A 24,559-nucleotide genomic window follows, 5' to 3' on the forward strand; every position below is an offset into this window, starting at 1 on the left:
TTATTCCCATAGAACTCCTTGCACGTCATAGTTCCAACGAGGGTAAGGGATTTCAAGCCCTTGGCCCGTAAACCGCGCCTTGACCCCATCACCTCTCTGCAAGCCCGATAGCTCGACGGTGACAGGCTGATTGGCGGTTACAGCCATCGTAACGGTTTGGCTTCCTGCCGGGGAGGGCGCGACCGCCTCTCTTGGCTGGCTGGCACTCCCCCAGAACAGCATCATCGTATGTGGGGAGGCGTAAGGTGTGCTGTAGGTGAGCGTTAGCCGGTAGCTTCTGCCTGCCTGCAGCCGGATGCTGCCGGCCAGGACACCATTGCCTGGAATGACGAGCTGGTCCTCGATCCACAGCCGGGGACGTTCATAGTTATCCGTTTCCATCAGAAACGTATAATCTTCCCTATAGGCGGGAGTGATCAATCCTGTCCATCGCCAGGAGCCCTGCCTTGCCGCTAAGGTTTGGTAAAACTGAATCGTGCTTACCGGGCTGGAGGTAATGAGGCTCGTCAGATTCTCACCTGCGAATTCCTCCATCAGGAAGGAGCCGCCTGAGCGAACGGGATAAGCTCCCCAGGATACCGTAACGGCGCCGTCCACATTCGGCACGAAGGAGAAGGTTGACCTTCCGTCCCTGGTTGTTACGCGCGGTTCTTGGAGCATAGGCCCTGTCCCCGCTTCCGTGATCAGCAGCAGTCTGGGATAGTCAACCGCCATCACCTGCACCGTGATGTCCGTTAAGGAGGATCTCAACAAGACGGCAGGCTCCTCCTCGCCCGTCATCGGATCATATATCGATACCGTGACTCCATTTCCTTTCACATTGCTCAGAGTAAGCTCGAAGGCCTGAGGCTGCATTCGGTAGCGGTCGGCGTCGAGCCAATCCTTGGATGTGTCCCAGCTCTGCGCCATGTTCCTGGTCACCACGTAATATCCCACGGCAAACCGATGATGGTCGAGCTGAAACGGAAGCACGGCCAGGTCGTCCCGGTGATACCGGTGCGGATGCTCCTTCGTCCCGTGCGCTTCAAAAACAACGCGAGGCTCCGGCTCTACGATCTCCTCCACCTTCAAGGGACGCGGCGCAGCAATGGCTGTCCCTGTACTGAGTCTGGAGGTTATGCCTGTGACAGCTGACGCCTGCGGCCCGAGCTGAGCGCGCACAGACTCCGTCAGCTGATAGCCGTTATTGGCCAGCTCCGCAAAGAAAGCGCTTGGCAGCAGAGCGAAGGTGGTATCATTTTCTTTAACGGCGTAAAGATTTACGGTTTGAATTCCTTTGTGCCCATAGAACATATAAATGCGCAGCGTCGCCTTAGCTCCAATGTAATGCATGATGCTCGTGATGCGCGGGTCGTTTTCGCTTACCCCTGCCTTGGCAGCGAGCTCCTGTGCCAGAGCCAGCCGGTAGAAATTCGTCTCCGTCATCCAAACCTCAGCATTCTGCCCGTTATTCCGGTTGCTATACCGGTGGTGTGTAAACCAAGGTCCCGGGAACGGTTGAATGTCCCTGACGACAAACTCCGTCTGGTAAGCGAAGAAGGTATCCTCCGGCATCGCGTGGAAGTGGGTCGGAATCACATTGGTGCCCGGTATGATCCGGTCGGCCTGAAGGGGGTCCGGGGCACCGTCACGCTGTCCTGTCGCGTCCAAGGTTACCTCATTCAGCTTCGGATACGTCGCCGGGTTAATGAGATTTTCCGAGCTGTAGCTCGTGTAGTAATGGCGGCTGAAGCCGTCCTGTCCGTGCCATAGCTCGGTTCCGTTGTCCCATGGGCGCTGATTGGAGAAGCCGTTGATGACTCGCACGCCCGGAAAGCCGTTTTGGGGAGCCTTGACATAGTCAATCGTCATGGGCAGGATCGCTTCCGCCCCGGTTGCCGTTCTTCCTTGCTGGGTATAGGTTATAGGCTGAGAGAAGGAAAGCGGAGGATCATAGTAATTATTGATATCAAGAAATTCACTGCCGAAGGTGTATTCGTTCCAGACCTCCAGATCGAAGCCCGCATCTGCCTGTCCTTCCGTACCGAGCGCGCTCCTTGCGTAGCCTGTAACGGTCCTGACATACTGCATCCAGCCATCCAGCGTTTCCTGCGCGGCCGGATTAGGCCTACCGTCAGCAAAGACGGTTCCTGCGAACGGCTGATATTTGAGCTCAATGAGGGTCAGACCTCCCTGCGATACCGCTTGCGGGAGAGGAGCAGATAACGTAAGCCGACCCGCTTCGACATTCACTTGCGTAATCACGGGAAACATCGCATGATATCGCTGATTCTGAAGCCCGGTATAGTAAGCACGTATCCCGTTCGTGTTAGCTACGTACAGCTCTCGTGTGCCTGCGGGGGCGTTCTGGGTCACCTGTACGTCAATGAACCGATAGGGAACCGGAAGACCCGAGTTGGCATTCAGCAGGATGATCGGACGAAGACCGTATTTACGAAATACTCCGAAGAAGGTATTCAGCTCGGCCAGCTTGCCCGGCTCAAGCGTTGCAGGATTATCGAAGGCAAGATTGCGCCAGCCGATCTCCAATCGGAGAGAGCGAATGCCTGCTTCAGCCAGCACCTGCGCTGTGGCATCAGCCTCCTCCGGGTTCACGTTAAAGTTTATCCCCAGCACATCCGCATATTTACGGTAATCCCATGTATCCATATATGCACGCCAAGGTGCCAAAAAAAAGGAACGAAGCCCAAACGGAACCTCCTGCTGCAGCCAATCCTCGTAAGGACCCTCCAGCGAAGCCCGCCCGGTTACTCCGTCCCAATGGCCAATTCGTTCCAGTTTGTTCATCACTATCACCTCTTTCTTCAAGGGTAGTGACATTGTATTCAAGGCTGCTGCTAAAGGTAAGTGCGAATGTCGAATGATACGTTATGTATCAAACCTTCCTTCAGATGATCCCAGCAACAGGCAAGATAAGTTTCAAACCAAAGTGCCTCGTTCAAACGCAGCATTTCTCCCTTTTTGAACGAGGCGCTTCTTTCTTTACACGTTCGCCGCTTCCCACCGGGCCACTTCCTCCCGGACGCGCGGCGCTACCTCCGTGCCCAGCAGCTCGATGGCTCGCATGACGTCCTCATGGGGCATCGTACCTAACGGAACATGCAGCAGGAAGCGCGTGATGCCGACCTCCTTGCGAAGATAAATGATTTTGCGCGCCACCGTCTCGGGGTCGCCAACATACAGTGCCCCTTCCAAGCTGCGCGCGGCATCAAATTGGGCACGGTCATAGTGCCCCCAGCCCCGCTCCCTGCCGATTACATTCATACTGGCTTGCGTCGAAGGGAAGAACCGGTCGGCGGCAGCCTCCGTGTCCTCTCCGACAAAGCCGTGCGAGTGGGAAGCGACCGGCAGCCGCGAAGCATCATGTCCTGCATGGGCAACCGCTTTCTTATAAAGCTGCACCAGAGGGGCAAACTGCCTCGGACTGCCGCCGATGATCGCGAGCACGAGCGGCAGTCCCAGCAGCCCTGCGCGGATCACCGATTCGGTATTGCCTCCGCTGCCGATCCACACAGGAAGCGGATTTTGCACCGGACGCGGATAAACGCCAAGCTCCTGAAATGCCGGCCGATGTCCGCCCTTCCATGTCACCTTCTCCGACTCCCGCAGCTTCAGCAGCAGCTCCAGCTTCTCTTCGAAGAGCTCGTCGTAATCGTTCAGATCGTAGCCAAACAGCGGAAAGGACTCAATAAAGGAACCCCGGCCGGCCATAATCTCAGCGCGTCCTTTCGAGATCCCGTCCAGGGTGGCGAAATCCTGAAACACACGGACCGGGTCAGCGGAGGACAGCACCGTCACCGCGCTGGTCAGGCGGATGCGCTTAGTCTGCGAGGCCGCTGCCGCCAGTACGACAGCCGGAGAGGATGCAGCATAGTCCTTGCGATGATGCTCCCCTACGCCGTATACATCCAGTCCTACCCGATCCGCCAGCACGATTTCCTCAACCACCTCGCGCAGCCGCTGCGCATGACTTATAACTTCCCCAGTCCGCACGTCCGGCGTCGTCTCGACGAACGTGCTTATTCCGATCTCCATCGATTGTTCCTCCCCTGTATTCAGTTCCTTGTCCCTATGGTAGCATTATTGTGGGTTTGTTGTCCAAATGCCCGCCGTCTTGACAAATACGCGCTGCGGGAGCTTCAGGGTGGCCAAGATGAGCTCCGCCACATCCTCCGGCTGCATCATGCGATCCTCCTCGCCGATCTTTAAGCCGGCTTGAGCGGCAAGGTTCGTATTCACGGTACTGGGCGTAAGCGCCGTAACGCGGATATTGGATTTTCTCACTTCATGCAGTAAGGCTTCCGTGAACCCGATCACTCCGAACTTCGATGCACAGTAAGCGGAGCCGGTTGCAAATCCGCGCTCCCCGGCAGTGGAGGCAACGTTGAGAATGCTTCCCTCGTTTTGCTTGAGCATGATCGGCAGAGCTGCCCGGGTTACATAGTACGTCCCCATCAAGTTCGTCTGAACGATGCGTTCCCACTCGGCAGGCTCCATATCCAGCACAGTGCCGAACGTTGCGACCCCGGCATTATTGATCAAAATGTTTATCGCTCCGAGCTTGTCCGCAAGCGCGGCGACTGCCTGCTCCGCCGAATCCCGCTTGGAAACATCCGCTGCAGCATAGTATACCTTGACTCCGTACGTGCTTGCCAACGTACTCTGAAGAGCCTCCAGGTCCGAGGTGCTTCTGGCCATTAGGCCCAGATGGACGCCCTCCTTCGCCAGCGCTGCAGCTGTCGCCATTCCGATTCCCTTACCTGCCCCCGTTATGATGGCCGTTTGATTTTGCAGTTTCATCCCACAATTCTCCTTACTTCCCTAAATTTGAACAACGCTTTGATTGTTCCCCATTTTCATCGGGTACAATCAAAACAGGGCTATAGGAAGCCAAGCTTCCCGTAGCCCTGTTTATCCCGCGGCTGTCGCGGCCTCCGCTTCGCCTTCCCGCTGCTCATGCTGCAGCCGGTGCAGCCGCGCATACAAGCCCCCCGCGGCCAGCAGCTCGCTGTGGGTGCCCTGCTCGGCGATGCGCCCCTGATCCATCACGACGATGAGATCGGCGTTCTGGATCGTCGACAGCCGATGGGCAATGACCATCGTCGTCCGTCCCCGCATCAGCCTCTCCAGCGCCTCTTGAACGGCATGCTCCGTCTCGCTGTCGAGAGCCGAGGTCGCCTCGTCGAGCAGCAGGATGGGCGCATTCTTCAAGATCGCCCGCGCGATCGCAAGACGCTGCTTCTGTCCGCCGGACAGCTTTACTCCGCGCTCTCCGATCTCGGTGTCGTAGCCCTGCGGCAGCGTGAGAATAAACTCATGCAGGTTGGCATCCTTGGCCGCCTGCACAAGCTCCTCTCCGGTCGCCTCCCTCCGGCCCATGAGCAGGTTATCCCGCAGCGTCCCGGAGAACAAGCTCGTCTCTTGGGGCACATAGGCCATATAGCCTCGGAGCTCGGGCCGTGCGCCGAAATCGAGCGCCACTCCGTCGAGCAGGATCTCCCCTTGCGTCGGCCGATAAAAGCCCTGCACCAGGCTGAACAGCGTACTTTTGCCCGCGCCGCTCGGACCTACTACGGCCACAACCGAGCCCGCGGGCACGAACAGCTGCAGCCCCTCCACCGCCGCTTCCTTGCCGGCCTCGTAACGAAAGGTCACCTGCCGCAGCTCCAAGCCCCAGCGAAGAGCAGGCGTGTCCGCTTTCCCCATCGGCCAACGCTTCATCTCCGCCGGCTCCTCCAGCACCCGTTGAATCCGCTCCACCGCGGCAATCGAACGCTGGAAGCCTCCCCACAGTCCTGCAAGACCGCTTAAAGGCGAGATCAGGTACTGCATCAGGCTAACGAACGCGAGCAGCGAACCGACGGTCATGTTACCTTGCGCCACGAAGTATGCCCCGAGCCCCATGCTGAACAAATAAGCAAGTGACCCTGCCGCACCCGAGCCGACACTGAACCAGCCGCGGAGCAGGGCAAGCCTCGATTCCATGCGCAGCAGCTCACGGTTTTGCTCCACATAGCGGGAGTGAAACATATTCTCCAGCATATAGGAGCGAAAGACGGTATGGCCTGAGAAGACATCTCCCAGGAAGCTGTGCATACGGCCGACAAATTCATGCAGAGCCTTGCTGTGTTTTCTCAGCAGCTTCCCCAGCAGCGCCCCCGATGCCAGCGCGAGCGGAACAAGGAATAGGCAAAGAAAGGAAAGCTGCCAATTCACTTGAACCAGGTAGATGAAGGTAGCTGCCGCCATGAGAGGCAGGCGCAGCAGGCCCAGCAGATTGGAGCCGATCGCCCCGTCAATGCTGTCCACATCATGTGTCAGATGCGAAACAAGCTCTCCCGTATGGTGATTGCCATAGTAGCCGGCCGGCAGCCGCAGCATATGCTCGAATAAATCATTTTTCAGATCGGCCTTCACCTTCTGTACCGCCGTCGTAGACAAGTAAATGTTACAAAACACCACCAGGGAGCTAACGAGCGTACCTCCGGCCCCCAAAAGCAAATAATGACCCACGCCGGCAAGATTCCCCTGCACCGCTGCGTCGGTCATATGCTGCAAGAACCATGTAAAAAAGAGTGTCGTCCCGATTCCCGCAAACAACAGGATTCCGAGACCGACATATGCCTTCCAATAGCGCCCGACATAAATGAGAAGCAGCCGCATGGGCTTTCGGAGCTCCCCCAGCTCGAGCAAGCCTTTCAGCCGTTGTTTGTATGATCTCAGCATATATAGGAGCCTGCTCTCCGGCCGCGCGCCTTGTTATGAAGCCGCACGCCGTAATGAATGCACAAGGAAACGAAAGGAAGCCTCGCAACGAGCCAGCCCCACATTCGCATCGACAGGGCATCCGCCCGGATCAGCCTTCGTCCGGTGCGGACCGACACCATGCGGCCGATCAGCTGCTCCTCAGGGACCGGGCGGTCCGGCGTGCGGTTGGAATCGCCTTTGCATACATAATAAGCTTTGCCCTCTTTCACTAAGGTGCCGATCAGCCGATGCCCGACAAGCTCCCCGGTAACACCGACGAAGAGCACAATATCGCCGACCTTCAGGGACCTTGCCTCGATGTCCATAAAGCGGCATACATATCCTTCCCGTATGGCAGGAGACATGCTGGTTCCGATCGAAGGAAGCTCGATATAGCCCCTTTCCCTTACAAGCTGCTTTAGGGCCCTCGCGTTAATCTGCATGCTCAACCAAATCCATGCGGCGAAGCTCCTCGATAAATCCTTCAATATCCCGCTCAGCCTCTTGCGCCGTAATGTCGTAGCTCTTCAAAACCTCCTCAGTCAGCTCTTGAACTGTCCTATGCTGCTGCAGCAACTCCCAGCAAAGCCCGCCCACCTCATTCAACCGGGTCACGGTATATTTGGCGGTATGCAGAATGACCCATTCGCCGTCGACTTCAAGCGTTTCCGCCTGCGTATTGCGTTTATAACCTCTCGATACCTCAATCATGAAATTTCCTCCCAGAACGTATCGTTTTTTTGAAAAGACAGCTCATAAACGGGTACCCTCTCTACCAGCGTTTTGCACATCGTCATGAGCTTCTTCGTTTCCTTCGGATCATGCGCCCAGTAGAACACCCTCTGCAGAATCTTCAGGACGGCGTCCATCTTCGTCAGCGGGAACCTCTTGTTATAGCTCGCCTGACGCAGCAGATGTACTGCCTGCAGTCGATAAGGCTCCGTCAAGGAAGGCATATCGGTATCGCTGCGGAAAGGTGAATTGTAGACCAGCACCCCCTGAGCATCCAGCCTTATTATCGTAGCCTCATCGGAGAGAATCGGTCTCGGACGGGAAAGCCGCGCTACCGTAGACTTCCCCGCCCCCGAATGACCGGCGAACAAGTACGCTTCGTCCCCTTGCACAAGGCAGGAGGAATGAATGACAAGCCCCCACTCCCGTGAAGTGAGGAACGCACTATACAAGTTCAGCAGCGCATGCTTCAGGGCAAACTCATCGAACACCTCGATCAAAGCTTTATAGTACGTCGGATCCGCCTCAATCCGATAATCCTTGCGGACATACACAACGGTTTCGGGCCCGGATAAGATTTCGACCTCATAATCGACGAAAGGAACGCCATAGCCCTCTTCGATCATGACATAGAGATCCGGCGTGCAGGGATCGCTTGCCTCCAGCAGCAGCGGCCTGAAATGCTTCATAATATACTGCGCGGCCATCTCCGATTCCGTGGAAAAGCCGATGACATGCTCGGCGATACATACCTTGAATAAGCTCATGTCCGGAAACCTTCCTTCTATTAATAGGCCTTGCGGATGGACCTGATCTGATGCTTGAGCGTATCGAAAAGAAAGTGGCGAAAAAACAGCTTATATTGATAATACCCCTTCGTCTTGCGGCCAAGACGCCCACCTCGTACGGTGTCGTAATCCCAGTGGGTGTCCAGCAGATCAAAAGGAAGCGGCTTGAAGGTCTGAAGGTGGGGGAACTGCTGATATACAATGGAGAGTACGGCTTGGATGCGCTTTGAGGTTTTATCCACAGAGGTGAGCTCCATCAACCGGCCATAATCAATGTGCCGGCTGTGCGTATGAAGCATTTGGACGATATCGATCAAATAACGGACCGAATCCATTTGATGCCTCGCGCCATGAAGGCAGATGAAATAAAAGGTGTGCAGAGGCGTGAGCTCTTTCACATGCCGATACCCATTCACCGCAGTTGCCGAGCGCCAAAAGGATTCGGGGTCAAGGTCCGACCAGTCCCGCTTATCAAGTGTCCAGTGCAGCTCCACCATCATCCCGTCCTTATGCAGCCGGGCGTGATGATCCTTGATAATCTCGAAGTCATAGCCATGGGCGACGAGACAAGCGATGGCTTCCTGAAGCCGCTCGGTACGAACCAGCAGATCCATATCGCTCGTGATTCTGGCGGCATAATGACCGAAATACCTTTCTGCGAACCGTACTCCTTTGAGCGGGATCACTTCCAGGCCATGCTTATCCAAAAGCTCCAAGGCTTCCGTTTCCTTATGCTTCATCACAAGATTCTGATACATTCCCTGCGTGTGCCTAGCTTTGAGCTTGGATAGAACCTCCTCAGGTAGCGGATCGAGACGATGCGTGGTCTGCAGCAGATGATACACCTGGGCATGAATGGCAAAGAGCTCCATATCGTGCATCGTCTGGGCACTTTCCCACCAAGAGCCGGGACAAGGCCGTTCCGTATCGTAGAGTGAGCGGAGTAAAGGAATCACCATAGAATCAACTGAACCCCCGTTTCTTGTTGGACAATGGGGGAGAGGCTGCCTGACAGCTCTCTCCCGTCATCTTGGCTCCGCTGCGAATTAACGCGGGAACCAGGTGTTGTCCGGACGAACGCAGATAGGAATCTGGCCGTTATAAATTTCTCCCGGCTGATTCGGATCGTTGCACGAGATCAGCGTTTCGAAGGCAATCCTTTCCTCGCTGAGAATAGCCGGCTTGGCGTACTGCTTCTTTTGCATGGGGAATGGCTTCCTTTCCTTTTGTGGTTTTTGATACATTTTGTATCACAAAACAAATTATAACTTTACCGCTACAGAAAGTCTAGCGGATGATGCAACTTTTTTGCACAAACCATAGGGACCGTACCACCGGTGCATGAGCTCCCCCATCCTCCCGTTCACCCATTGATACAGGCGGAGATGATCGTCCTCGGGCAGTGCGAACTTCATCGCGTACTGCCGCAATTCGCCGCAAAGCTCCTTGCTGTCCGTCAGCTCTCCCCTCACCTCAAGCAGCTCAGCATCCAATTGAAGCTGTAGCGAATAGGTCACTCCGGCAAGACAAGGCAGTCTCAGACCGCTAAGAAAGCGGATTTGTCCGGAATGAAGCTCCAGTAGGCGGATGATGGATTCATTGGACCGGACCGTACGAGACTTCACTTCGATGATACGCAGACGGCACTCCAGAGAGGACAGCAGATGCTGCAGGCAGGCCGTCTTGTAGTGGAGCAGCCCCTCATTCAATCGGCATCCCCCTTGATATCCTGTTTTTCACTTTGATTGGATACGATTTGTATAAAACAACACCTTTTACAACAATTTATGTTACAATACGTATCGTGTCAAGCAGTTTTTTCTTGTATTCCGGAGGTGATCATGGGATGAAGCACTTGGGCAGCCGTATTTCCCTGCTGCGCGAGAAGTACGGTTTTACACAAGAGGACGTAGCCTCCCGGCTTGGAATATCCCGTTCCTCCCTTTCGCATTACGAAACGGACCGCAGAGAGCCTGATTACGATACGCTCAAGAAATTCGCCGATTTTTACCGCGTATCCGTCGATTATTTAATGGGGCGGCTGCCGGGAGAGCAGCAGCAGGTTGCCCAGCACGTCGGCAGCTTCGAGCGAAGCCTGGAGCTGTCGGATGAGCGGATTCTTCAGGAATTCACCCTTACCGTGGATGGGCGGGAATTGACCCGCGAGGAGGCCACCCGTTTTATCGCGATGATCCGCAAAGAGCGCCGAAGGAATCAGCGCTAGCCTTATTCGACCCAAAGAGGCGCACCGCGCGCCTCTATCCGATGGATTGCTGCTCCGTTCTTCCTTCGATCACATACTCCACACTGACGGCAAAATACTTTGCCAGCTTCATTAGCGTCTCATAGTCTGGCTGTCTCCGGTCGTTCTCGTAGTGAGACATCGCCGCCCGGGTGACTCCAAGAACCCGCGCAAGCTCGCCCTGCGTAATCTGTCGCTGCTCTCTAAGCTCCGATATTCTTTTTCCAAGCTTCATGCGACTTTATCTTTCCTTTCTTCAGCTGGTTTCTGCTGCCCGTCAAACGCTCCACCTGTAATCGCTTACGGCCTAGCTGTATTATACATCGTCTATGACCAAGATACAATTTGTATCAACAAAATAGTCATAAAGCCTGTCTGTGCCTTTGCAGATCAGGCTTTATGGCCTATGCCGGGTTCCGGTTCTTCTGCAAGCTGTAGGATCGGAACCGGCACAATGCTGCAAATTGTGATAAGATTCAACACCGCCTCCGTACGACTTCCGCTTGAATACCTACGAACGCTTGGGATGGCCTGCCTCCGGCCCGTCTTCATTCACAAATCTCCACAGCAGCTCCTTCCCCTTCGATATACCGATACGGGGCGTGCTTCGAATGGGTTCGCTTGAAGTATGCCATTCCAAAAAAAGCTCCCCTACCGGCTGCTGAAGAAGATCGTAACCGTTCCACTCCATCCCGATTCCCATCGCCTTGGCCAGCTTCCCGGGGCCATTAACCAGTTGGCGATCCGGTACCCCGGGACGGTTTTCCCGCAGCAGCTCGATCCCCTCGATGGGCCACCCTCCCCTTAGCAGCACAGCCCCAACCTCACCGCTTCGGTGCGCCACGATATTCATGCAATGATGCATGCCGTAAATGAAGTAAACATACAGCCTTCCCGCTTCCCCGAACATCAAGTGATTGCGCGGCGTTCTTCCGCGATACGCATGGCTTGCAGGATCATCGGAGCCGCGGTAGGCTTCTGTTTCGGTAAGCTTGACACGGATGTTACCCTGCGGCGTTCTTCGTACCAAATGACAGCCGATTAGCTGCCTTGCCACCTCTACCGTGTCCTGTTCCAGAAGTCTCGGGTCCATAGGATTCCTCTCCTTCACTTGCCCTTTTGTTCTTTGCTCCCTTCAAGACATTATTGCCTTTACCCGGTGAAATCAGCCCAAATGTCATCGTATTGAAACATCTGCCGCCGCGCACGCGTCTGAAATAGTACACGATGCGAAAAAGGAGGCAGATCCATGAAAGCGCGGTATCGAGCATGTTCGCTTATCATCAGCTTGTCGTTGATCGCAGCCGTGGCGTCCGCCTGCGGGAAGCAGGCGCCGGCCGGCCAAACTCCACAGGCTTCATCGCCACCGGCCGTAACGCCGCAGCCCCAGCCGGAGCCGCAGAAGTCAGCTCCTTCCCAGCCATCCGATCCGAAGCCGGCCCCCCAAGAAGCGAAGCCATTGCTGGAAAACAACGCCTTCCGGCTGATAAGCCCGGCGCCAGGAACAAAAGCCGCTGCAGGTATGACGGTAAAGGGGAAGGCCCGCGTTTTCGAGGCTTCTTTCAGCTACTCTCTTGAAGATGGCCACAATATCCTTGCCGAAGGCCATGTCATGGCAAAGCAAGGAGCGCCCGAGTGGGGGGATTTCGAATTCGTCATCAAGGAGCTCCGCAAGCCGACCAGCCCGAACGGTGTACTCACTTTATACGAAATTAGCGCCAAAGATGGCTCGTGGGTGAACGAACTTCACATTCCCGTCAAATTCGAATAAATGCAGCAAAGCCGACGGTTCTCCGCTTCCGGAGAGCCGTCGGCTTGTTGTGGGTTCCGAACTCAATCCGCAAGCCCCAGCTTGACCGTAAATACCATAGTGGTCCCTTGCTCACTGCCTAGGGGCCGTGCTACATAAATGCTGCCGCCCATCATCTCAACAATTCGCTTGCAGATAGCCAGCCCCAGTCCGGTCCCGCCATGCTTGCGAGCCATGGAAGAGTCCAGCTGGTGAAACGGCTGAAATAAGTGCGGAATCTCCGCTTCCGGGATGCCGATTCCGGAGTCTTTTACCGTAAATTCCAGGTCAATATGTCCAGACGTCCTTTGCCGTTCCCGAACCTCTATTCGAATGTCACCTTGAGCGGTGAACTTGACCGCGTTGCCGATCAGGTTAATCCACACCTGCCGAAGGCGGACGATATCCCCGATCAGCACTTCGGGAATCGAAGGATCCGCACTGACCCGGATGGCAAGCCGCTCCTCCTGCAGCTGTGCTTGGAAGAAGCGCACGGTTTCCTCCAGGCTGCCGATCAAATCAAAGGGCTGCTCGGCCAGGTTTACCTTGCCGGAATCCATTTTGGAGAAATCCAGCAAATCGTTAATGACAGAGAGCAGTGCCCTGCCGCTGCTTCCGATAATCCCGGCATACTCCCGCTGTTCCTCGCCCAGCTCGGACTCCTCCAGCAGCTCGCTCATGCTGATCACCCCGTTCAGCGGAGTCCGAATTTCATGGCTCATGACGGCCAGAAATTCGCTCTTGATGCGCGCCGCACGCTCCGCCTCCAGCTTGGCCTGCAGCATGGCTTGCTCGGTATTCTTCTGCTCGGTGACATCCTTCGATATCGTATAAATGTCGACGATTCTTCCCTGGGCCTTGGACGGCACCAACGTTGTATTTAAGTGAATCCCATAGCCTTCCCTGTGGTGAAAAACGAATTCGATTGTCTGCGGCTGTCCCTTCAGCACCTGCTCGAACCGTTTGCGAAGCCGTCCCAGCTGGGTCTTGTCCACAAAATCGGATAGCGGGCGACCCAAAAGCTCCTTTTGGGTATAGCCTGTAATTCGTTCGGCCGAGGGGTTCACCCGCTGCAGCCTGCCCTTGGCGTCATATAGACATACGATATCCGGGTGGTGCTCAAATATCGAATCGTACCTGCGCTGGTTCCACTCGGCGAGCCGCAGGGCAAACCGGCGATCCAGGAGCAGGCTGACTGTGAATACGATCAGCAGCAAAAGCGAGGCGGCCCCGATAAGAACGGCGAGCAGCATCGGATGGATGGACGAACGGGTAAAGCTGACATCATGGCGGAGAGGATCCACCGAGAACTGTGCGGCGAGCATGCCGATATAATGCATGGCGGCAATACCGCAGCCCAGCAGCAGTGAGGCGCCGATTTTTGCCGTAACGGCCGCCTCGCGCAGGTGACGTTCCTGATGGCGCTGGTTACGATAAAAGAAGGAAAGCCGCATCGCCATGAAGGATATCCCTATGGCGACAAGGATGGATAAGACCAAATACAGCGGATCATAGCTGATCGTTCCGGCCCATTGAATCGAGGCCATCCCTGTGTAGTGCATCCCCGATATGGCTACGCCCATCAGCAGTCCCCCTGCAAGAAGGCTCCGGAGGTTGCGGGCTTTGCCCGTAATGACGTATAAGGCGGCAAGTGCGGCGATGATCGGAAAGACGGCCGAAACAACAACCAAGCCGATATCATAATGAACGTCCACCGGCAGATGAAACGCCAGCATGCCGATAAAATGCATGGACCAAATTCCGATTCCCATGGCAATCGATCCGATGATCAGCCATAACGTCCGGGCCCGACCCTCCAGCCTGTGCATCCGCTCAATCAGCTCAAGCGCACAATAGGAAGAGAACACCGAGATCATGACGGACAAGATGACCAGCGGCCAGCTGTAGGTGCCTTCCAAATGTTCCATAGGTTCCTCCCCGCCTGTTCAAGGATGAATTCCCTGCTTTATCTGGGTAATTATAACATATCCCTTTTCATTCCTTGACCCTTTTCATGTAAAATGGGTCCATTGGATTACACAATATGGACGAGTGGGAGGCGATTGCTGTTGCAGTCAAGTTATGGAAGGCAACAGGGAACAAGCAAGGACAAGCCTATTGCCGTCGTTACGGGGGCTTCAAGCGGATTCGGACTGCTGATCACGACAGCACTGGCCAAAGACGGGTATCGCGTAGCGGCAGTCCTCCGCGACCTTAGCCGGGGCGATGCCTTGCGGGAGTCACTTCAGAAAGAAGGCTTGTCAGGCGAAGCGGACCTGCTGGAAGCGGATGTGACCGATGAGGCCGCCGTGCAGCGGATCATTCAAGAGACAACAGGACGGTACGGCCGAATCGACCTGCTTGTCAACAATGCCGGCTTCGCTTTGGGCGGGTTCGTGGAAGAGGTCCCGATGGAAGAATGGCGGCGTATCATGGAGACGAATTTCTTCGCGCTTGTTTCCGTGACAAGGGAGGTGCTGCCGATCATGCGCGCCCAGCGCAGCGGTTGTATCGTGAATATGAGCAGCATCAGCGGCCGGGTAGGCTTCCCGGCTTATGCGCCGTACGCAGCCTCCAAGTTCGCGGTGGAGGGCTTCAGCGAATCGCTTCGGCTGGAGATGCAGCCTTATGGCGTTGACGTTGTGCTCTTGGAGCCGGGTGCCTACCGCACAGAGATATGGAATAAGGGCTTCGCAGCCATCCACCGTTCGCCTGATTCGGCGTACGAAACCTCCCTGGACGCGGTGCTGCGATACTCGCAGCGCTCCGCCGCACAGGCGCCGGACCCTCGGGAGGTCGCCGGGGCCGTGGTTCACATCGCGCGGGAGATGCGACCGGCGCTGCGCTATCCGCTCGGGCGCGGCACGCGGCTGACGCTTGCCGCGAAGGCGCTGCTGCCGTGGCGGCGATTCGAGCGGCTGGTGCAGCGGCTGCTGCGGTAGGGGCTCGGGCCGGCGGGCCGCTGGGGCCTTCTTGCCGGGCATGCCGGAGCTGAAACCGGCCTGCTCGGCACCTTGTACGCCTCCCGTGCAGTTGTGTACCTCACTCACCCGCGCAATCGCACATCTGCAACTATTCCCGCCATTTCACACCTATCTCCCACCTGTAATTGCAAATTTGCCACTACTGGCCTCACACGCCTGCCCTCGTACCTCCCATCCCCTGCGCAATCGCACATTTGCAACTATTTCCGCCATTTCACACCTATCTCCCGTCTGTAATTGCAAATTTGCCACTACTGGCCTCACACGACTGCCCTTGTACTTCCCACAACCCGCGCAATCGCACATCTGCAACTATTCCCATCATTTCACACTATTCCCCCACCTGTAATTGCAAATTTGCCACTACTGGCCTCACACGCCTGCCCTCGTACCTCCCATCCCCCGCGCAATCGCACATCTGCAACTATTTCCGCCATTTCACACTTATCCCCCACCTGTAATTGCAAATCTGCCATTACTGGCCTCAAGCATTTTCAACACCTGCAGCTCTACTCCCCCCAAAAAATAAATAAGCGCCTGCCGGTAAGGGATCGGCAGACGCTTCTGATTTATTTTACATACTCAATAAGTTGCTGTGTTAATGATTTAGATAGTGTATAACCGACGCCTGTATTGCGGACACTGACCCACATGCCCTGCTCGGCATCCGGCCGCAGCCAGAAATGAAAGGACATGCTGTCGTTATTTTTACCTTTGATGACGAAATCATAGTCCGGTACTCGGGTATCCAGAACACCCGGAATTTGCTCCCCTGTCTTGATCGCCTGCAGCACCACATCATGCTGCTCCTTCATCGTCAGCTTGCGCACCAGCTCTGTACCGATGTCCCCATGTGCCTTGGACCGGTAGACATAAATCTCTGCGACCCCCTGCTCCTCCAGAAGGCGCACGATCTGATCCCGGGTTAACGGACGGGTTTCTCCCCCAGGACTAGGATCCGACTCGCATCCCGCCGTTACAGATGCAAACACTAGCGAGACGAACAGCAGCAGCCTCATGACCTCGTATCTCATACAGCACTCCCAGCATAGAACGGTTGCCCTTATTTTACCACACAGGACAAGTCCTTTATACGCTCCACGGCACTAGGCTTGCTACCATTCTGCTTTGCGCTTGCCGAAGCCTCACTAGAAGGTAGTGGCCTTGCTAACAGGAATGCCACGTTTCATGATTTTCCGGGAACCGATGTAAAACGAAGCGTAATATCGTGCAATTCTTGAGCCATGTCTGTCAATGCCTTGACAGCATCGGAAATTTCCTCCATCGTAGCCAGCTGCTCCTCGGAAGAGGCAAATACATTCTCCGTATTTTCGAAAGCTGACTTAGCAATGCTCTCCATGTGATGCAGTGACGCCGTAATCTGGTCCGCGCTTGCCGACATTTCCTCCGATGCAGCGGATACCTCATGGATTTGGGAGGCTACTTCCTGAATAGCGTGGAGAATGGAAGTAAAGGCATCCCCCGCTTCCTTCATCAGGATCATTCCGCCCTCCACTTCGCGATCCCCTTTTTCCATAGCCACAATCGCTTGAGTCGTCTCCGTATGAATCTGTCTTACGATTTGAACAATCTGATCCGCCGATTGCCTGGATTGCTCGGCCAGCTTACGAACCTCATCCGCAACAACCGAGAATCCGCGCCCGTGGTCTCCGGCTCTAGCAGCTTCAATAGCCGCATTCAAAGCCAACAGATTGGTCTGGTTCGAGATGTCCGTAATCACATCGACGATTTGACCGATTTCCTTGGACCGTTCTCCAAGCCGCTTCACCATTTGCGTGGAAGAGGATACCGAGCTGCGGATCAGGCTCATCTGGTCTACCGCGCTTTGAATGGAGCGATTTCCTTCATCGGCTTGCCTCGAAGCCCCGACGGAGGTTTCGGTCACATTGCCCGAGAACTCGGCGATCCGCTTGACCCCTGCGGCCATCTCCTCCATCGCCCGCACGCTTTCGTTCGTACTCTTCAACTGTGTTTCCGCCCCGCCTGCAATCTCCTGAATGGACATCACTACTTGATTAACCGCCTGGCTTGACTGCTCGGAGCTTGCGAGAAGCTGCTCCGTGCTGGCAGAAAGATTTTGAGATTCCTCGGTTATTTTCACAATGATGGACTGCAGCCCTGAAACCATGCGGTTAAAGTCGCCGGTAAGCAAACCGATTTCATCCTTGGAATCGTAATCGCCCCGAACGGTTAAGTCGCCTTCCTGCGCCCTCGCCATGAGCTTCTGAATGCTGCGAATCGGTCTGGTGATCATCTCTGAGATGCCGTATCCGAAGACGCTACACAGGAGAATGGCAACCAGAGTGACAATAATCGTAATGACATTCGCCGTACGGGAGTTTTGAATGCTCTCTTCATAAAAAGCCTTCGCATCCTCTTCGTTGTATTTCACGGCATTCTCCAAGCTCTTTATCATTTCCGCCCGGATCGGCTTGAAGGATGCGACGTATTCCTTGTGGGCCGCCTCCTTCTGGTTTGCGACCGCGAATGCGTCCACCTGCTTCTTGGCTTCGTTGTTTTTCGGAATCAGATCGACAAACTTCTTATACTCCTCCTGCGCTCGCGGGGAAAGAGCGATGGATTCAAGCTCCTTGCGAATCGCTTGATTCGAGTTCCGCTGATCTGTAATTTGCTTTTGTATTTGCTGAATTAAGGCTTCGTCCCGTGCGAGCAGCAATTCAAGCTGCAAGGAATCCATCTGGGAATTGCCGAACAGGAGACCTTCGATCAAGCTGTTCGGTTTTAGCTTTTCCTCGTACATGGCACGAGCCTTCGTACCCATCGCATTCATAGCAATGTAGCCGGTGATACCGACCAAGAGAAGAGACGCAATCGCTATTCCCAATATGCTGAAAATTTTGGTACGGGTTTTTAGATTTTGTACAAATTTCATCGGTGATAACCCAAGGTTCATTTCGTTACTTCCCTCTCTCGTTTGTCAAAATATGTTATAATGTGTCATTTTTCCCATGCACTTCGGGAATACAGTCCCGATTATAGTACAACATTACCGTATTTTTCAAGAATGCTGTCGAATTCTGTTAAATTATTCACATTTTTCACGGAAAAGATTGACAAATGAACTGGCCATGGATTATTCTCGGATTTGTCCGGACACAACGATGACACTGACATAAGGAGATTGGACGCATGAAAAAAGGACTAAAAAAGCTTACTTTGGCAGGTTTGGCAGCAACCGTTATGATGTTCTCTACAGCATTTTCGTGGAAAGAACCGCAACAAGAGCACTCTTCGCTTCCTGCGCAAAGCAATAAAGCATTTAAGGTGGCCCTTTTGCTCCCGGGCAATGCTCAGGATGGCGGTTTCATGGAATCCGCTTACCAAGGCCTTATGAGAGCACAGCAAGATTTCGGAGTGCAGGTTACATACAAAGATAAGGTTCCGCATGATACGGAGAAGCTGTCCGAAGCGCTTCGCGAGCTGGCCAAGACGAACCCTGATATGATCATAGGGCACGCCGGTCAAAGTATGGAAGCCGTGAACATCGTATCGAAGGAATTTCCTAAAATTAAGTTCGTGAATACGCAAACGAATTTGACCGGCGAGAACGTATCCAGCTACCAGGTGCTTCAAGAGGAATCGGCATGGCTGGCCGGAGCTGCAGCCGGATTATTAACAAAAACGAACACAGTCGGACATATTTCCGGAGCAAAGGTCACCCCTGGCTTCAAGGGCCGCGCCGCCTTTGCCGATGGCTTGAAATATACGAATCCGAGCGCAACCTTTTTGACCACCTTTACCGGAAACCAGGACAACGCTGAGCTCGCCAAAAGGGTAGCCCTGGCGCAAATCGAATCCGGTGCCGATATGATTTTTACCATGCTGAATATGGCCCGCCAAGGAGTAATCGATGCGAATCGTGAAACAGGCACACATCAATTCGGCAACGTACGCGATTATTACAACGACGCTCCGGACGTCTTCATCGGCTCCGCTGTCTCCGATGCAAGCCGCACCGTATACAGCGCCATTCAGGATCTTGTGGAGCGCGATTGGAAAGCCGGTTCCGTTGTGCTGATCGGGCTCGAAGATTCGGAAGCGGTCCGCTTGGCGCTTTCCCCGGAAGTGCCGCAAGAAGTGAAGGATAAGATCGAAGAGCTGTCGCAAAAAATACGCTCCGGCGAAATCGTCATTAATTTGAACTATACCGGTCCGGAATTTACGAACTATTAATTCGGAAGTAATGACAAAAAAAAGCAGGGATAACGGAGGATTACTCTTCCGCTATCCCTGCTTTACTGTTTCAACGTAAATAGTTAATTAACTGGCCTATGTCCTCTATACAGCCTACGGGCTGCACACCGCGCTTTCTCATCGTTTCCATCGAGGTCCGGTAGCTGACGAATCGAATGCCGGCCGTTTCCGAGCCCTTGCCGTCGATCCAGGAATCTCCGACCGACAGCCACGCCTTAGGAGGCACCTTACCAAACCGGCTCAGCACAAACTCATAGCCGGAGGGCGACGGCTTCAGCGCCGTCATCTGCTCACGTCCGACAATCAAGTCGAAGCAGTGAACGATGCTTGTAGCTTCCAGAGCCCGAACTGCGGCCGGATAGGCATTGTTCGTTACAATCGCGAGCAAATAGCGGCCCTGCAGCATCTCCAGCAGCTCTACCACGCCAGGCTCCAGCCCGGCATCGGCCATCCCTTCCAGCTCATGCTTCGTGGCGATATCCATGATGCGGCGGACCTGCTCATCCTCGGCACCCTGCCGCTTCGCATGCTCAATCAGCGTAGCGCAGGTGTGCTCTTCAAGAGGAAAGGGCACCTGCAGCAGCCGCTGCTCCAGCAGATACTCATAAATCTCCTTTTTCATAGAAGGAAAATCAATCCTGGATTGCAGCAGCGTATTATCCATATCGAAAATAATGCCCTGAACCGTGCCGCCGATCGACCGATACCCTTTCATCGTCGCCATCCGCCTCCTCACTTGAACCCATTGTACAACATCGGCCATCTGCAAGGAATCCCTATGCTCTCGCTGCAGCCAGCCGGACCTGCCGGTTCACGTTCGGTGAAATCAAGATCAAGTCTTTGACGGACCGTATGTCGACGTTCAGTTACCGTCATTGACATCAAGAAGTTTGAAAAAAAGGCGTTTTTCAGGTATAATTGAATTGATTTCGCTTATTTTTCAAAAAAAGGGGGTGTAAACGTATGATTCGTCGTGCTTTCTCAAGTAATCGCTGGTTATCTTTGCTTCTGATTGTCGTGTTCATGCTCTTCGCATCGCCTACTCCGAGCCTTGAAGTGAAGCCGCTGGAAACCGGCAAAAGCTCCTCCTCGATCGGAATTGATTACTTCGAAGCGAAATCAACCACGCGCCCCCACGTCTCCACGTTCGATGACAGTCTGGAATTTGCGAAAGCTACCCCGCTGTTCTCATTGCTCTTATGCGCGATGATGAGCTTGCTATGCCGTACTCTTCGCAGCACCCATGTGCCCTTTGAACCCCTCATTTCTAACCGTTTAACCGGACGGTTCTTATTTCCTATCCAACGTACCTCCAATTACGTGTAAGCCGTAGCTTAAACTTGACGCAGAAAACCTGATGGCGAGTTTTTATTTCGCACATTGCATGGTTGTATTTGTGCTGCATGTTTAAGAAACGGATCACACAGGAGGGACCTACCTAGATGAATATACGAGAAACAGACTTGCCTGGAATTGGCAAAAAATACTTGATCGATACACGCAGCGGAGAACGGCTGGTCATTATTATCCACGATGACGGTCGGCGCGAGATGTACCATTTTGAACACGATGACCCGGATGACAGCATCTCCATGGTGTCGCTGGACGACGATGAGGCGAGACAGGTAGCCGGAATTATCGGCGGCATGACGTATAAACCGAAAGCATTGGAAACAATCGAGGTAGCCCTGGACGACTTGATTATCGAATGGTACAAAGTGGAGCCTCACGCCAAGTCCATCGGTCAGACCATCGGAGAGCTGCAGGTCCGGCAAAAAACAGGAGCGAGTATTATAGCCGTTGTGGGGAAGGATGGCTCCAAGCATATCAATCCGGGGCCGGACTTCAGGGTCGGTGCGGAATCCACGCTTGTCGTAGCCGGTGAGCGCCGAAACCTCAAATTGCTTAAAGACATCTTACAGAATGGTGGTGATTGATCTTGGATCACATCATTCTGGAGGTAGGCTTAGCGGTTGCATTGATTGCTTTGGCGGGGCTGCTGTCAGCCAAATTGCGGTTTTCCGTCATTCCCTTCTATATCCTTATGGGAATGGCGGTCGGGCCCCACGCGCCGGAGCTATGGCACTTTGATTTCCGTTTCATAGAAAGCGCGCCTCTCATCGAGTTCATGGGCAGACTCGGCGTCCTCTTCCTGCTGTTCTATCTCGGGCTGGAGTTTTCCGTGGGCCGCTTGATCAAATCAGGACGCTCCATCGTTGTCGGCGGAACCATCTATATATTAATTAATTTTACCTTGGGTTTGCTCTTCGGCTTAGTTACCGGCTTCCCGTTTAAGGAAATTCTCGTCATTGCCGGGATCACGACCATCTCCTCCAGCGCTATCGTCGCGAAGGTATTAGTGGACCTCAAGCGGACGGCTAATCCGGAAACCGAAATGGTTCTAGGCATTACCTTGTTTGAGGATGTATTTCTGGCGGTGTATATCTCTATCCTCTCGGGTCTTGTCCTCAGCGGCTCCACCTCGGTTGGCGGCGTGCTTCTATCCGCCTTGTTCGCTCTAGGCTTTATGCTGTTCATCATTATTCTGGGGCGAAAGGCCGTCCCCCTGCTGAACCGGCTGCTGAACATTCGTTCGAATGAATTGTTTGTTCTTGTCGTGTTCGGCGCCCTGTTCCTGGTAGCAGGCTTCTCGGAAACGATTCATGTCGCCGAGGCGATCGGCGCCCTGCTGGTAGGCTTGGTGCTGGCGGAAACCGAGCATATGAAGCGGATCGAGCATCTCATTCTTCCGTTCCGCGATTTCTTCGGCGCTATTTTCTTCTTCAGCTTCGGTCTTACCATTGACCCGTTCTCGCTCGGCGGAGCCGTGTGGCTGTCCCTTGGTGCCGTACTACTAACGCTCTTTGGCAACGTTTTGGCGGGCATGCTCGCAGGACGAAGCGCTGGGCTGTCCCCGAAAGCCTCGACGAATATCGGCTTGACGATCGTATCGCGCGGAGAATTCTCCATCATCATGGCGAATCTGGGCAAAGCAGGCGGACTGCTGGCCATTATCCAGCCCTTTGCCGCCCTATATGTACTCATATTGGCCATACTGGGGCCTCTCTTGACGAAGGAATCCAAAATCGTATATAAGCTGCTTGACTCCATCTTCCGGTTCAAGGGAGGAAAAAGTAAAGATCCGCTCGCAGAACAAGCCGTCCAAAAAGACGGAGGAGTCTAGCGCTGCTTATAGATAAACTAGCTGTTCATAGAAAGGATGATTCAAATTGGAGCCTGTATCCTTGCAAGCCAGCACGGCGGTGCCGCAGCAGCATTCCAAGCTGTCCGTAATGAAATTAATCCGGCGTATCGTTTTTATTTTTCTAGGCGCTTCCTTAGTATCCGTTGGTCTGGAAATTTTCTTGGTCCCTAACCGCATTATTGACGGTGGAATTGTAGGCATTTCGATTATTACTTCACACTTAACCGGACTTCCTCTCGGGATCTTTCTTACCGTTCTGAATTTGCCCTTCTTATTGATAGGGTATAAGCAAATCGGCAAAACCTTTGCCTTATCCACCTTGTTCGGTGTTCTTATTATGTCCGTAGGCACCAGTCTGCTTCATTCCGTTCAGCCGCTCACCATCGATCCGCTGCTTGCGGCGGTATTCGGAGGGATCATTCTCGGTGTCGGAGTCGGGATCGTCATCCGCTTCGGAGGCTCGCTCGACGGAACTGAGATTGTCGCCATCCTGTTCCAGAAGAGGCTTCCTTTTTCCGTGGGCGAAATCGTGATGTTCCTGAATATTTTTATTCTAGGCTCCGCGGGCTTTGTCTTCGGATGGGATCACGCCATGTATTCGCTGATTGCTTACTATATTGCCTACAAAATGATCGACATTACGATCGAAGGGTTCGACGAATCCAAATCCGTATGGATTATCAGCGACAAAAATAAAGAGATCGGCAACGCCATCCTGAATCGATTGGGCCGCGGCGTGACGTACCTCAACGGCGAAGGCGGCTACAGCGGCGGGAGCAAACGGGTCATCTTCTGCGTCATTACAAGGCTGGAGGAAGCGAAGATGAAGTCCATCGTCGAGGAAACGGACCCTACCGCCTTTCTGGCTGTCGGCAATATCCACGATGTTAAGGGAGGCCGCTTCAAGAAAAAAGACATTCACTAAAAGGGAATGTATCACCGGAGGGGAAGGCACATGGAGGCTCATCTCGGGTTGAAAGCACGAATCCTGCGCCTTGGCGCTATCCTGCTTGGTGTTGGTTTGATATCGGTCGGTCTGGAAATGTTTCTCACTCCGCATAAAATCATTCCCGGAGGCGTGAAAGGGGTCGCGATTCTCCTCTCTCATCTGACGGAAATGAAAATGGGTCTGATTTTATTATTTATCAATTTGCCTTTTGTCCTGTTCAGTCGGAGGAGGAGCTGGAGAACCATCCTCTCCTCCCTGATCACTTTGCTCATCGTTGCGATTTGCTCGGTATTCATGTACCCGTTCCCGCCGTTGTTTCAAAACCCGCTTCCGGCCTCCATTGCGGGAGGGCTTACGCTGGGGATCGGAATCGGTCTTATCATCCGCTTTGGCTGGTATGTGGACGGCGTACATGATGTCGCTTTCTACCTTCAGCAAAAAACAAAGCTTACGCTAAGCGAAGTCATTATGATTCTGAACATCCTGCTGCTTGCCGGCGGAGGCTTGCTCTTCGGCTGGGATCAAGCGATCCACTCGATTTTCGCTTACTATGCGGCGTATCGGTCGATCGACTTCACCTTGGACTTCCGCAGCAGGAAAATGGTGCTTATCCATTCCTCCTGCCGGAGAGAAGTCGCGCAAACTTTACTGCAGGAATTCCGAGGGGACATCCAGCTGCTGGAGAAAGAGCAGACGCGAGGCAGCCAGCAAGAGCATCAGCAATTGTTCCTGATCATCGCCGGAAAAGAAGTCAAACGATTGCGGTCGACGGTGCTTCGGATTGATCCGAACGCGCAGGTCGTCGTGTCCTATCCAACCGCCTCGCATATCGCATAAAACACCCCCTCCATGCCACATTGCTTCATGTGGACGGGAGGGGGTGTTTC

General features: G+C 54.1%; 25 protein-coding genes. 9 read left to right on the forward strand and 16 right to left on the reverse strand.

Going from position 1 to position 24,559, the window contains the following annotated elements; genetic code table 11:
- The 10 genes from QMO62_RS13985 to QMO62_RS14030 form a co-directional block, all read right to left on the reverse strand.
- A complete protein-coding gene (locus tag QMO62_RS13985; RefSeq protein ID WP_284641768.1) occupies window positions 1-2,787 on the reverse strand; it encodes a PA14 domain-containing protein in 2,787 nt (928 codons plus the stop codon).
- A 195-nt stretch (window positions 2,788-2,982) separates the two neighbouring features.
- Window positions 2,983-4,035: an LLM class flavin-dependent oxidoreductase gene (locus tag QMO62_RS13990; RefSeq protein WP_284641770.1), complete on the reverse strand. Its 1,053-nt coding sequence runs from the start codon at window positions 4,033-4,035 to the stop codon at window positions 2,983-2,985.
- Between the two features lie 45 nt (window positions 4,036-4,080).
- Window positions 4,081-4,800, reverse strand: a complete 720-nt coding sequence (locus QMO62_RS13995) for a 3-ketoacyl-ACP reductase (protein WP_284641772.1) — start codon at window positions 4,798-4,800, stop codon at window positions 4,081-4,083.
- A gap of 111 nt (window positions 4,801-4,911) precedes the next feature.
- The gene (locus QMO62_RS14000; RefSeq protein WP_284641774.1) at window positions 4,912-6,726 is read right to left on the reverse strand and encodes an ABC transporter ATP-binding protein; all 1,815 of its coding nucleotides are present in this window, start codon (window positions 6,724-6,726) and stop codon (window positions 4,912-4,914) included.
- On the reverse strand, window positions 6,720-7,190 hold the full coding sequence (locus tag QMO62_RS14005) for a signal peptidase I (RefSeq protein ID WP_284641777.1): 471 nt from the start codon (window positions 7,188-7,190) through the stop codon (window positions 6,720-6,722). Before QMO62_RS14005 ends, QMO62_RS14000 begins: the two co-directional genes overlap by 7 nt.
- Window positions 7,180-7,458 carry a PqqD family protein gene (locus tag QMO62_RS14010; protein WP_284641779.1) on the reverse strand — a complete coding sequence of 93 codons (279 nt, stop codon included), beginning with the start codon at window positions 7,456-7,458 and terminating at the stop codon, window positions 7,180-7,182. The genes QMO62_RS14005 and QMO62_RS14010 overlap by 11 nt, the downstream gene beginning before the upstream one ends.
- A complete protein-coding gene (locus QMO62_RS14015; protein WP_284641781.1) occupies window positions 7,455-8,246 on the reverse strand; it encodes a hypothetical protein in 792 nt (263 codons plus the stop codon). Before QMO62_RS14015 ends, QMO62_RS14010 begins: the two co-directional genes overlap by 4 nt.
- Window positions 8,247-8,266: 20 nt before the next feature.
- Window positions 8,267-9,226: a nucleotidyltransferase family protein gene (locus QMO62_RS14020; RefSeq protein ID WP_284641784.1), complete on the reverse strand. Its 960-nt coding sequence runs from the start codon at window positions 9,224-9,226 to the stop codon at window positions 8,267-8,269.
- A gap of 87 nt (window positions 9,227-9,313) precedes the next feature.
- On the reverse strand, window positions 9,314-9,472 hold the full coding sequence (locus tag QMO62_RS14025; protein ID WP_284641786.1) for a hypothetical protein: 159 nt from the start codon (window positions 9,470-9,472) through the stop codon (window positions 9,314-9,316).
- A 57-nt stretch (window positions 9,473-9,529) separates the two neighbouring features.
- Window positions 9,530-9,976 carry a hypothetical protein gene (locus tag QMO62_RS14030; RefSeq protein ID WP_284641787.1) on the reverse strand — a complete coding sequence of 149 codons (447 nt, stop codon included), beginning with the start codon at window positions 9,974-9,976 and terminating at the stop codon, window positions 9,530-9,532.
- Window positions 9,977-10,113: 137 nt separating this feature from the next.
- Here QMO62_RS14030 and QMO62_RS14035 point away from each other — a divergent pair, with 137 nt between their 5' ends.
- On the forward strand, window positions 10,114-10,491 hold the full coding sequence (locus tag QMO62_RS14035) for a helix-turn-helix domain-containing protein (protein ID WP_284641788.1): 378 nt from the start codon (window positions 10,114-10,116) through the stop codon (window positions 10,489-10,491).
- Window positions 10,492-10,525: 34 nt separating this feature from the next.
- Here QMO62_RS14035 and QMO62_RS14040 read toward each other — a convergent pair whose 3' ends face one another.
- Both QMO62_RS14040 and QMO62_RS14045 read right to left on the reverse strand, forming a co-directional pair.
- Window positions 10,526-10,744 carry a helix-turn-helix transcriptional regulator gene (locus QMO62_RS14040; protein ID WP_284641790.1) on the reverse strand — a complete coding sequence of 73 codons (219 nt, stop codon included), beginning with the start codon at window positions 10,742-10,744 and terminating at the stop codon, window positions 10,526-10,528.
- Between the two features lie 276 nt (window positions 10,745-11,020).
- The gene (locus QMO62_RS14045; RefSeq protein ID WP_284641792.1) at window positions 11,021-11,602 is read right to left on the reverse strand and encodes a DNA-3-methyladenine glycosylase; all 582 of its coding nucleotides are present in this window, start codon (window positions 11,600-11,602) and stop codon (window positions 11,021-11,023) included.
- Window positions 11,603-11,758: 156 nt separating this feature from the next.
- Between QMO62_RS14045 and QMO62_RS14050 the strand changes: the two genes are divergently transcribed.
- Window positions 11,759-12,280: a Gmad2 immunoglobulin-like domain-containing protein gene (locus QMO62_RS14050; RefSeq protein ID WP_284641794.1), complete on the forward strand. Its 522-nt coding sequence runs from the start codon at window positions 11,759-11,761 to the stop codon at window positions 12,278-12,280.
- Window positions 12,281-12,342: 62 nt separating this feature from the next.
- Here QMO62_RS14050 and QMO62_RS14055 read toward each other — a convergent pair whose 3' ends face one another.
- Window positions 12,343-14,226, reverse strand: a complete 1,884-nt coding sequence (locus QMO62_RS14055) for an MHYT domain-containing protein (protein WP_284641796.1) — start codon at window positions 14,224-14,226, stop codon at window positions 12,343-12,345.
- Between the two features lie 141 nt (window positions 14,227-14,367).
- Here QMO62_RS14055 and QMO62_RS14060 point away from each other — a divergent pair, with 141 nt between their 5' ends.
- A complete protein-coding gene (locus QMO62_RS14060) occupies window positions 14,368-15,240 on the forward strand; it encodes an SDR family oxidoreductase (protein WP_284641798.1) in 873 nt (290 codons plus the stop codon).
- A 611-nt stretch (window positions 15,241-15,851) separates the two neighbouring features.
- On the opposite strand, the gene QMO62_RS14065 is transcribed toward QMO62_RS14060, so the two are convergent.
- Entirely contained in the window at window positions 15,852-16,316 is a 465-nt protein-coding gene (locus QMO62_RS14065) for a YhfM domain-containing protein (protein ID WP_284641800.1), read from the reverse strand.
- A 152-nt stretch (window positions 16,317-16,468) separates the two neighbouring features.
- On the reverse strand, window positions 16,469-18,196 hold the full coding sequence (locus QMO62_RS14070; protein WP_284641802.1) for a methyl-accepting chemotaxis protein: 1,728 nt from the start codon (window positions 18,194-18,196) through the stop codon (window positions 16,469-16,471).
- Window positions 18,197-18,453: 257 nt separating this feature from the next.
- Here QMO62_RS14070 and QMO62_RS14075 point away from each other — a divergent pair, with 257 nt between their 5' ends.
- The gene (locus QMO62_RS14075) at window positions 18,454-19,497 is read left to right on the forward strand and encodes a BMP family protein (RefSeq protein WP_284641803.1); all 1,044 of its coding nucleotides are present in this window, start codon (window positions 18,454-18,456) and stop codon (window positions 19,495-19,497) included.
- Between the two features lie 70 nt (window positions 19,498-19,567).
- Here the strand turns inward: QMO62_RS14075 and QMO62_RS14080 are convergent, their stop codons facing one another.
- Window positions 19,568-20,233: an HAD family hydrolase gene (locus tag QMO62_RS14080; RefSeq protein ID WP_284641805.1), complete on the reverse strand. Its 666-nt coding sequence runs from the start codon at window positions 20,231-20,233 to the stop codon at window positions 19,568-19,570.
- A 248-nt stretch (window positions 20,234-20,481) separates the two neighbouring features.
- Here QMO62_RS14080 and QMO62_RS14085 point away from each other — a divergent pair, with 248 nt between their 5' ends.
- From QMO62_RS14085 to QMO62_RS14105, 5 genes are all read left to right on the forward strand, one after another.
- On the forward strand, window positions 20,482-20,844 hold the full coding sequence (locus QMO62_RS14085) for a hypothetical protein (RefSeq protein ID WP_284641807.1): 363 nt from the start codon (window positions 20,482-20,484) through the stop codon (window positions 20,842-20,844).
- A 116-nt stretch (window positions 20,845-20,960) separates the two neighbouring features.
- A complete protein-coding gene (locus tag QMO62_RS14090; protein ID WP_284641809.1) occupies window positions 20,961-21,455 on the forward strand; it encodes a cation:proton antiporter regulatory subunit in 495 nt (164 codons plus the stop codon).
- A gap of 2 nt (window positions 21,456-21,457) precedes the next feature.
- Window positions 21,458-22,702 carry a cation:proton antiporter gene (locus QMO62_RS14095; protein ID WP_284641811.1) on the forward strand — a complete coding sequence of 415 codons (1,245 nt, stop codon included), beginning with the start codon at window positions 21,458-21,460 and terminating at the stop codon, window positions 22,700-22,702.
- Window positions 22,703-22,811: 109 nt separating this feature from the next.
- Entirely contained in the window at window positions 22,812-23,648 is an 837-nt protein-coding gene (locus tag QMO62_RS14100; protein WP_284644945.1) for a YitT family protein, read from the forward strand.
- Between the two features lie 48 nt (window positions 23,649-23,696).
- A complete protein-coding gene (locus QMO62_RS14105) occupies window positions 23,697-24,509 on the forward strand; it encodes a YitT family protein (RefSeq protein WP_284641813.1) in 813 nt (270 codons plus the stop codon).
- The last annotated feature ends 50 nt before the right edge of the window (window positions 24,510-24,559 follow it).

This window comes from Paenibacillus silviterrae, from assembly GCF_030167925.1.
Classification (GTDB): Bacteria; Bacillota; Bacilli; order Paenibacillales; family NBRC-103111; genus Paenibacillus_G; species Paenibacillus_G silviterrae.

Excerpts from the sequence above, each read along its gene's own strand:
- QMO62_RS13985 (WP_284641768.1), bottom strand. The coding sequence starts at position 2,787 with ATGAACAAACTGGAACGAATTGGCCATTGGGACGGAGTAACCGGGCGG.
- QMO62_RS13990 (WP_284641770.1), bottom strand. The coding sequence starts at position 4,035 with ATGGAGATCGGAATAAGCACGTTCGTCGAGACGACGCCGGACGTGCGG.
- QMO62_RS13995 (WP_284641772.1), bottom strand. The coding sequence starts at position 4,800 with ATGAAACTGCAAAATCAAACGGCCATCATAACGGGGGCAGGTAAGGGA.
- QMO62_RS14000 (WP_284641774.1), bottom strand. The coding sequence starts at position 6,726 with ATGCTGAGATCATACAAACAACGGCTGAAAGGCTTGCTCGAGCTGGGG.
- QMO62_RS14005 (WP_284641777.1), bottom strand. The coding sequence starts at position 7,190 with ATGCAGATTAACGCGAGGGCCCTAAAGCAGCTTGTAAGGGAAAGGGGC.
- QMO62_RS14010 (WP_284641779.1), bottom strand. The coding sequence starts at position 7,458 with ATGATTGAGGTATCGAGAGGTTATAAACGCAATACGCAGGCGGAAACG.
- QMO62_RS14015 (WP_284641781.1), bottom strand. The coding sequence starts at position 8,246 with ATGAGCTTATTCAAGGTATGTATCGCCGAGCATGTCATCGGCTTTTCC.
- QMO62_RS14020 (WP_284641784.1), bottom strand. The coding sequence starts at position 9,226 with ATGGTGATTCCTTTACTCCGCTCACTCTACGATACGGAACGGCCTTGT.
- QMO62_RS14025 (WP_284641786.1), bottom strand. The coding sequence starts at position 9,472 with ATGCAAAAGAAGCAGTACGCCAAGCCGGCTATTCTCAGCGAGGAAAGG.
- QMO62_RS14035 (WP_284641788.1), top strand. The coding sequence starts at position 10,114 with ATGAAGCACTTGGGCAGCCGTATTTCCCTGCTGCGCGAGAAGTACGGT.
- QMO62_RS14040 (WP_284641790.1), bottom strand. The coding sequence starts at position 10,744 with ATGAAGCTTGGAAAAAGAATATCGGAGCTTAGAGAGCAGCGACAGATT.
- QMO62_RS14045 (WP_284641792.1), bottom strand. The coding sequence starts at position 11,602 with ATGGACCCGAGACTTCTGGAACAGGACACGGTAGAGGTGGCAAGGCAG.
- QMO62_RS14050 (WP_284641794.1), top strand. The coding sequence starts at position 11,759 with ATGAAAGCGCGGTATCGAGCATGTTCGCTTATCATCAGCTTGTCGTTG.
- QMO62_RS14055 (WP_284641796.1), bottom strand. The coding sequence starts at position 14,226 with ATGGAACATTTGGAAGGCACCTACAGCTGGCCGCTGGTCATCTTGTCC.
- QMO62_RS14065 (WP_284641800.1), bottom strand. The coding sequence starts at position 16,316 with ATGAGATACGAGGTCATGAGGCTGCTGCTGTTCGTCTCGCTAGTGTTT.
- QMO62_RS14070 (WP_284641802.1), bottom strand. The coding sequence starts at position 18,196 with ATGAAATTTGTACAAAATCTAAAAACCCGTACCAAAATTTTCAGCATA.
- QMO62_RS14075 (WP_284641803.1), top strand. The coding sequence starts at position 18,454 with ATGAAAAAAGGACTAAAAAAGCTTACTTTGGCAGGTTTGGCAGCAACC.
- QMO62_RS14080 (WP_284641805.1), bottom strand. The coding sequence starts at position 20,233 with ATGAAAGGGTATCGGTCGATCGGCGGCACGGTTCAGGGCATTATTTTC.
- QMO62_RS14085 (WP_284641807.1), top strand. The coding sequence starts at position 20,482 with ATGATTCGTCGTGCTTTCTCAAGTAATCGCTGGTTATCTTTGCTTCTG.
- QMO62_RS14090 (WP_284641809.1), top strand. The coding sequence starts at position 20,961 with ATGAATATACGAGAAACAGACTTGCCTGGAATTGGCAAAAAATACTTG.
- QMO62_RS14100 (WP_284644945.1), top strand. The coding sequence starts at position 22,812 with ATGAAATTAATCCGGCGTATCGTTTTTATTTTTCTAGGCGCTTCCTTA.